At 71.9% G+C, this 7,118-nt stretch carries 6 protein-coding genes, 1 tRNA gene and 1 pseudogene; 1 reads left to right on the top strand and 7 read right to left on the bottom strand.

Annotated features, from left to right (window positions below; translation table 11 throughout):
- Positions 1 to 14: 14 nt before the first annotated feature.
- The 7 genes from FNQ90_RS07870 to FNQ90_RS07840 form a co-directional block, all read right to left on the bottom strand.
- Positions 15 to 1,049 carry a hypothetical protein gene (locus FNQ90_RS07870; RefSeq protein ID WP_182605715.1) on the bottom strand — a complete coding sequence of 345 codons (1,035 nt, stop codon included), beginning with the start codon at positions 1,047 to 1,049 and terminating at the stop codon, positions 15 to 17.
- The gene (locus FNQ90_RS07865) at positions 1,030 to 1,629 is read right to left on the bottom strand and encodes an RNA polymerase sigma factor (RefSeq protein WP_323379832.1); all 600 of its coding nucleotides are present in this window, start codon (positions 1,627 to 1,629) and stop codon (positions 1,030 to 1,032) included. Before FNQ90_RS07865 ends, FNQ90_RS07870 begins: the two co-directional genes overlap by 20 nt.
- Positions 1,630 to 2,206: 577 nt before the next feature.
- Positions 2,207 to 2,743, bottom strand: coding sequence for a GntR family transcriptional regulator (locus tag FNQ90_RS07860; protein WP_182605714.1), 537 nt, complete (start codon positions 2,741 to 2,743; stop codon positions 2,207 to 2,209).
- A 5-nt stretch (positions 2,744 to 2,748) separates the two neighbouring features.
- Positions 2,749 to 3,618 carry an alpha/beta fold hydrolase gene (locus FNQ90_RS07855; RefSeq protein ID WP_182605712.1) on the bottom strand — a complete coding sequence of 290 codons (870 nt, stop codon included), beginning with the start codon at positions 3,616 to 3,618 and terminating at the stop codon, positions 2,749 to 2,751.
- Between the two features lie 107 nt (positions 3,619 to 3,725).
- On the bottom strand, positions 3,726 to 5,504 hold the full coding sequence (locus FNQ90_RS07850; RefSeq protein ID WP_182605710.1) for an RNA-binding domain-containing protein: 1,779 nt from the start codon (positions 5,502 to 5,504) through the stop codon (positions 3,726 to 3,728).
- Between the two features lie 234 nt (positions 5,505 to 5,738).
- Positions 5,739 to 5,826 (bottom strand) — tRNA-Ser (locus FNQ90_RS07845).
- Positions 5,827 to 5,978: 152 nt separating this feature from the next.
- Positions 5,979 to 6,608: a TetR/AcrR family transcriptional regulator gene (locus FNQ90_RS07840; protein WP_182605709.1), complete on the bottom strand. Its 630-nt coding sequence runs from the start codon at positions 6,606 to 6,608 to the stop codon at positions 5,979 to 5,981.
- A gap of 89 nt (positions 6,609 to 6,697) precedes the next feature.
- On the opposite strand from FNQ90_RS07840, the pseudogene FNQ90_RS07835 reads away from it, so the two are divergent.
- Positions 6,698 to 7,118, top strand: a pseudogene (locus FNQ90_RS07835) (hypothetical protein); the annotation flags it as partial.

Below are 7,118 nucleotides of genomic sequence, written 5' to 3'. Positions count from 1 at the left end.
GATCAGGCCCGGCCTCAGCACCCCGCCGGGGACGGGGAGCCGACCGCCAACCGCCGGGCGAGCCCCGGATCCGGGCGCGGCACGTGCCCGAAGTCCCGGTCGTAGCGCTCGTGCACCCCGGTCAACCCCTCGATGGCCGCCGCCACCGCCGGTCGGGCCCCGGCCGTCCCCCCCACCGGGTCCGGGACCGCACCCCGGGTGTGCAGACCGGCGCGGGTGCGCAGCAGCATCGACTCCACCGTCGCGAACCCCCGCTCGTACAGCGGACGATGACAGGGTTCACGGGCGTAGAAGGTACGCCCCCGGGGGCGCCCGGCCCCCCGCCGCGCCGGCTCACCGGCCCTCGACGCGCCCGTCCCGGCCGAGGCGCACCGACCGGTCGGGGAGATCGGGGCCTCGCGAGCCTCCAACACCTCCAGGTCGGCCGCCTGGCAGGCCCAGTGCTCGGCGTCGCGCATCTCCCCCCGTTGCAGGTGCAGCAGGTACAGGCAGAGGGCGGACGTGGACTTGCCCGCCCCCGCGCCGAACTGCCACCAGAACTGCGCCCCGTCCACCCGGCCGGCCAGGTGCAGCAGGCAGGCGAAGACCAGCGACCCGTCCGGCTCTATCCGTCGGGAGTTGACCAGGCCCGCGATGTCCCGGGCGGCCCGGGAGTCCCGCACCACCAGCTCGCACAGGGCCGACAGGTCACGGGCCGCCTGGCGCAGCAGCGCCACCGGCAGCCGGGCCGCCGGATCGTCCTGCGGCGCGTCGGCCGGCGGCACCGGGCAGCCGGACCGGGTCCGGGGGGACTCGGAGAGCACCAGGTGGGCGTAGGAGTCGCGGTGCAGGGCCTCCCGCCACAGGCTCTCGGCGACCTCGCGCTCCACCCGGCGGCGGGCCGCCGCCACCGCCTCCGGGTCGTGAACGCCCGCCGGGACGAGGGCCCCGGCCAGCAGGTCGTCCAGGTTCCGGGTTCCCGGATTCCGGGCCCCCGGGCTCCCGGTTCCCGGGCTCCGGGCGCCCCGGGACCGGCGCTCCGTGTCCCGGTCACCTCCGTGCGTCGTCATCGTCCCCGTCCCCTCCCGTGTCCATCTGCAGGTCCCGACCGAGCTTGCGCCGGGCCAGCGTGCAGTGGGTGCGCACCGTCGCGTCGCTCACGCCCATCAGGCGCGCCACGTCACCCGTGGGATACCCCAGTACGTAGCGCAGCACGATCACGTCGAACTGCCGCTCGGGGAGCCGGGCTATCGCCGTGTACAGGCCCAGCGCCGACTCCATCGCGGCGAACTCACCGCGCACGTCCTCCAGGACCCGACGGCTGACGTTGCGGAAGACGGCGGTCTCCGGCATCGCCGGTTGCCGCCCCCTCTCCTCCAGGTGCCGGGCGACGCCCGACTTCAGCAGCGCCCAGGCGCTGGCCATCGGCGCCTCCTCGCGCATCAGCCGCTGCCAGTGCGCGGCCAGGTGCACGAAGACCCGGTGCACGAGTTCCCCGGCCTCCCCGCGATCGCCCAACTGCAACTCCGCGTAGGCGAGATAGGCGGAGTAGTACTGCTCGTGGAAGGCGGTCCACGCGGCGGGCAGGTGCACGGCCAACTCGCGTACGGGGCGGTCGATCGGCGACCCGGAACGGTCCTCGTCGGTCACGTCCGGCTCCCCGAGGGCGTCGCGGCACCCACCGGGGCGCCCGGCCCGTCGGCGGGGCGGTGTGCGCGGGCGCGCGTCGCTGCGCCCCGGCCTCCCCCCGGGTCCCGGCCACCGCCCGGCACCCACCGCTCGCGCGACCACCGCGTTCCGACGCGAACCACCTCGCCCGCCCACCGCGGGCCCCCGGCCCGCGCCCCGGGGGCGATCATCCTCGGCGTGCCGACCACCGCCGGCACGCCGCTCACGACTTCGTGACTCAACTCGGAGTCCCTTTCACCTGGTTCGTCATCGGCACGCGGAAGCCCGGGGGCTTCCCGTCCGGGAGAGCGCGATCGCTCTCGGCAACCAGCCAAGCGCCCGGGGTGCCCGAACGTTGAGGCCGTGTTCGATTCGTTGCACAGCGACACGGGGTCGTCACATACATCACAGCCGGCCCGGGGCGCTCCCGGGCGCCGGGAGCGCGCGCGGGCGCGTCCGCTCCCCGGAACCCGGCCGGTCGGCGGCCCCGACCTCACAACCGCACGCGGTACTCCCGCCGGTGCAGGTGTCCACGACACCCGGGTTGCTCGGTCACGGGTCACCCCATCCGTGTGCGGTACCGAAGGCGGCCGCCCCGGACCATGGTCATGACGCCGACCTCGAAGGGGCGGCCGTCGGCGGCGCGGCTGACCCGGGTCAGGAGCATCACGGGCTCTCCCTCCCCCAGCGCCAGGGCTTCGCGAACGGCCGGCTCGGGAAGGTCCACGGCGACCGTCTCCTCGACCTCGTGAGGGCGGAAACCGAGGTCGGCCAACAGGGTCACCGCCCCACCCGGAATCCTGCGGGGCTCGGCCAGGGCGGTGCCGGCGGCGATGTCGACCGGGTAATGGGAGGCGGTGAGTTCGACCGGTCGATCGTCGAGGTACATGACCCGACGCCGCACCCCGACCTCGGCGTCCGGAGCGAGCCCCAGCGGGCCGGCGACCGTCTCGGGGGCACGGATCCTTCGCACCTCCACCAACCGCTGCGTCCCCCGTCCACCCCGGGCCGCCGCCTCCTCCGCCCGGGCGTCGCTCCCACCGGGGCGGGGGGTGAGGTAGACGGTCGAATCCGTTTCCCACAGCTCTTTCGTCATGCCCGTTACCTTCTCCGTTCCTCCGGGGGTGAGGTGTGGCCGAGAACGAGTTCGGCCAGGCGGGGGAGGACGGCGCCGGGGAGGGCGTGGCCCATACCGGGAATCGTCACCAGGCGGGCGTTGCCCGGGGCCCCGGCCAGGGCGTGCGCGCAGGAACTGCCCGCGAGGGGATCGTTCGGGGAGTCGATGACCAGGGCCGGGACGGTGACGGCGGCCAGTTCCGGGCCCCTGTCCAGGCCGTCCGTGCCTGCGGCGGCGTGGGCGACGGGAGCCCGGTGCCGGCCGGTGTGGGTGATGATCCGCTCCTCCAACCGACGGAACTCCTCCGGGTCGAAGGGGATGCCGACGCCGTCACCGGGGTCGTTGTGCAGCAACTCCCAGTGCCGAACACGCCAGTCGATCTCGGCCTCGCGATCCCGGGCCGCGCCCATCTCCTCCCACAGCGCGAGGAACTCCGGCGGGAACCCCGGTGCCTCGAAGGGGATGCCGCCCAGCGGCGTGGTGCCGATGAACGTGGCGGTGAGCACGCGGTCCGGGTGGTCCAGGAGCAGCAGTTGGGTGAGCATCCCGCCCATGGACATCCCGACCACGTGCGCCCGGTCCACCTCCAGCGCGTCGAGCACCGCGACGGCGTCCCGGGCGAGGTCGGTGATGGCGTAGGGGCGCTCCCCGAAGATCTCCGTGGAGCGGCCGGTGTCCCGGTGGTCGTAGCGGATCACCCGGTGGTGTCGGCCCAGTGCCTCGACGAAGGGCTCGGGCCAGGCGAGGCCGGAGGCGTTGGCGCCCATGATCAGCAGGAGCGGCGGAGCGGTTCGATCACCGCTCTCCTCGACCCACAGGCGGATGTCGGGAGCGATGTCGATCATGTGTTCCATGAGCTCCACCGTGACGCGCCGCGATCATCCGCGTCCACCGCTTTTCCGGGCGGCCCGGGTCGCGAAGCGGGATCGGGGACGGGAGGCGGACCCTGTGGGGTGGGGTCCTACGTGCCCGGTTTTCCGGATGCGTTCCCGAACTCCTCCAACTTCTCCGTTTTGACGTAGACGACGGCGGAGCCACGGCGCGGACTGTCCGGCGCGAAATCGATGAGCCCGCGGTGTCGCAAGCGCTTCAGCCTGTTTCGGGCCGTGGCGGTATCGCAATCCAAATAGTTCCGCACATCCTCGTTGGTGATCCGACCATGACGGTGAAGGTGACGAATCAGCTTGTGATCGTCCTCGTCAACACTCGTCACCCGGTAACCGATCGCGGCACGCATACCCGCGATGGCCACGGAGGTGAGCGCGTAATTCGGATACTGCCTGCGGACCGTTCCCTTCGTCGGATGGACGACACCCGCCTCCTGCATCCGGCGCAGGACGCGCTGCACATCGCCGGGAGACCTCTGCAGACGACCGCTGAGCAGAGTCGCGCTCACGCTTTTCGTGTGGCGCAGAGCCGTCAGGATCATCAGGACATCCAGATCACCACTCGAACCCGACGGGAAGTTCGAACCGTTGATGTACCGGGCGAACGCCTCGTCTCCCCGCCCTCCCGGTAGAACCACCCGGAATCGGGGACCGTCGTCCAGGATGGGGGGTTCCTTGCCCAGCCGGGCGATCTCGCGGAAAGCACGGTCCAGGCCCAGGCCGGACATCTCGGCCAGCCGCAGGCGCGCCATGTTCTCCGCCAGCAATCGGTTCCGGGGAGCGGCGGCGTCGTGCAGAAGTCTGTCGACCCGCAGGGTGGGCAGGAGCCCGCCGGGGCTCGTCGTGACCAGTTCGTCGGGTGAGTGGACGATCTCCACCACGCCCGGGGCCTCCCAGTCGCGATGCGCGAAGGCGTTGGCGAAGATCTCACGCACGGCGTCCGAGGGGTAATCGACAAGGTCCACCTGCTCGGCTCCGACCCGAATCGTGCGGGTGCGGGACAGCGCCGCCACCAGGGTGATCAGTTGATCGAGCAGGAAGACCAGGGGAACATCCACCGAATCCCGACGGAGCAGGATGTGGGGATCGCCTCCGGGGGTCTCGCGGCTTTGGACATTGACGCCCCACTCGGGGATCTCCGAGCGCAGCGCACCGGGGGTGCCGTACAGCAGCACAGCGGCTCGTGCCACCTTGTCTCCCACCATCAACCGGGTGGATTTGCAAAAAGCGGTGGGATCCGATTCCGCCAGGCGCGCCAAATCGTCGTAACCGGATCCGAACAGAAGACTCGCCGCCCGTTCCAGGGATCCCCTCGACAGTCCTTCGACACCCACATCGGAGGGTTGGGCGGTCCAGTCGTAGTGCTCTCGGAGAGTGCGCAATCCACGCAACTGATCACCGCCCAGCGGGACGCAACGGTCGTTCAGGCGAACCTTGTAGACGCCCAGCGAGGTGCTGTGCACCCCACTTCCCCTCGGCACCAGGAGAACGATCACCCGTCGGTCGTCCACCTCGCGAACCACTGGGCGACAGGTGATGGCGGGCGACGTCCTTTGATGGATGGCCTCCACCAACTCCTCCGCCGAGTACTTCGGCGGCACTCCCCGCAGGGCGGTGCCACGGTCGGACGCCCGGTCCCTGACCCCCACGACAATCGCCCCGCCCTCGGAATTGGCGAAGCAGACGGCGGTCTCGGCCAGAAGCTCGTGGAACCTCTTCCGGGCGTTCTTTCCCGGGTCGCCGGCGGTGTCGGGAGTCTCCTTGAAATCGAGCAGGCCGTGCTCACACTCGTCGGCGTCCCAATGATCACCGATCATCGCCAGGGCCGCGTCCACCGCGGCGAGAAGATCCATGCGGGAATGATACGCCGTATGATGCGGCTCAACTGTTGAGCCGTATCATACGGTGCATCATTGGGACCCGTCCCGGGGAGCGACCGCTCCACGACGGAACCTCTTCGGGAACGGGACCGGCGTGCCCCTCGCGTGCCCCATCGGACGGGGAACCACGGGGACGAGGAGGGAGAGGCGGGGAGCCGGAACGAGGACGGCCCCGGACCGGATGCGCAGGTCAGGGGCCGTGCGGGGCGGAGGCTGTGGGATTTGAACCCACGGTGAGGGGTTACCTCACGACGGTTTTCAAGACCGTTCCCTTAGGCCGCTCGGGCAAGCCTCCCGTCTCCGCCCACCAGGGGCGGAGCGGCTACAGCCTACCGGCCGTGGTCACTTGACGGGACCCGTGGTCCACACGGGGTCCACCGACTCCGGTGTGATCGGCCCGGGTGCCCCGGCCCCGCCCCCGAGGGCCCCGGCGAGCCGGACGCGGGGTCAGGCCGGCCGGGACAGGCGGGCCGCCAGGCCCCGCACGCAGTCGTCCAGGGCACGGTCGAGTTCGGCCCGGTTCCCCGTGGCGGTCCACAGGTCGCTCAGCCCGGCGGCCAGCACCATGATCATGGTGGCGATCTCGCGGGCGGGACGGGCGAGCGTGAAGTCGGAGGTGGCCGGCAGCTCCGATATCAGGTCGGTGGCGGCGCTCACGTACCGCTCGTGCTCCCAGCCCGGCAGATCGGCCAGCTCGGGATCCCGCCGAGCCAGGGCCATGAGCTCGGCGAGCATGGCGTGGTGTCCCGGATCGTCGCGCACGCCGCCCAGCTGTGCCTCCAGGACGTTGCGGAGCAGTCCCTCCAGGTCGGTGGACCCGGCCGCGCGGCGCCAGGCGCGTTCCACCGAGCGGTCGACCTCGCTCCGCACCACGGCGCGCAGCAGGGCCGTCTTGCCGCCGAAGCAGTAGTGGACCGAGCCGTGCGGGAGTCCGGCGCGTTCGGCGATGGCGCGCGTGGTGGCGGCGGCCACACCCTGTTCGCGCATCACCTCCGACGCCGCCGTCAGCAGTTGGGTGCGCCGCTCTTCGATGGGCCGGTGTTCGCGCACCGCCGAGGTCTCTCGCCTGGTCGCCATGGGAGTAGGCTAGCCGCGTCGCCGTTTTGGCCGCTTGGCCAAAACGGTGGGGGTGTACGCGTGTCGTTCGGAACGGAAGGAGAGCCGTGGTGCGGATCAGACAGGCCGGCGAGGGGGACGTCGCGGCGGCGAGCGCGATCCTGGGCGAGGCGTTCGAGGACGACCCGCTCCTGTGCTCCTTCGTGCCGAAGGGACCGGACCGGCGCGCGCACCTGACCCGGCTCTTCGCGGCGCTGATGCGCAGGGGCGTCCTGCGTCACGGTGCGGTGGACCTCGCCGAGGTGCCGGGGAGGGGCATTGTCGGGGTCGCGGTCTGGGAGGGACCGGGACGGACCCCCGGAGAGGGTTGGGCCACCCTCCGCGAGTCCGGTTCCCTGCTGCGGGTCATGGGGCCCCGGGGGCTGGTGACCGCCCTTCCCGTACTGCGGGACATGGCGCGCCGGCGGCCCCGGCGCGAGCACTGGTACCTGGACCAGCTCGGGGTCTCCGCGGCGGGGCGCGGACAGGGGG

The sequence above is a fragment of the Streptomyces alkaliphilus genome (assembly GCF_014141535.1).
GTDB classification, from domain to species: Bacteria; Actinomycetota; Actinomycetes; order Streptomycetales; family Streptomycetaceae; genus Streptomyces; species Streptomyces alkaliphilus.
This window is presented reverse-complemented; position numbering and strand designations above follow the sequence as displayed.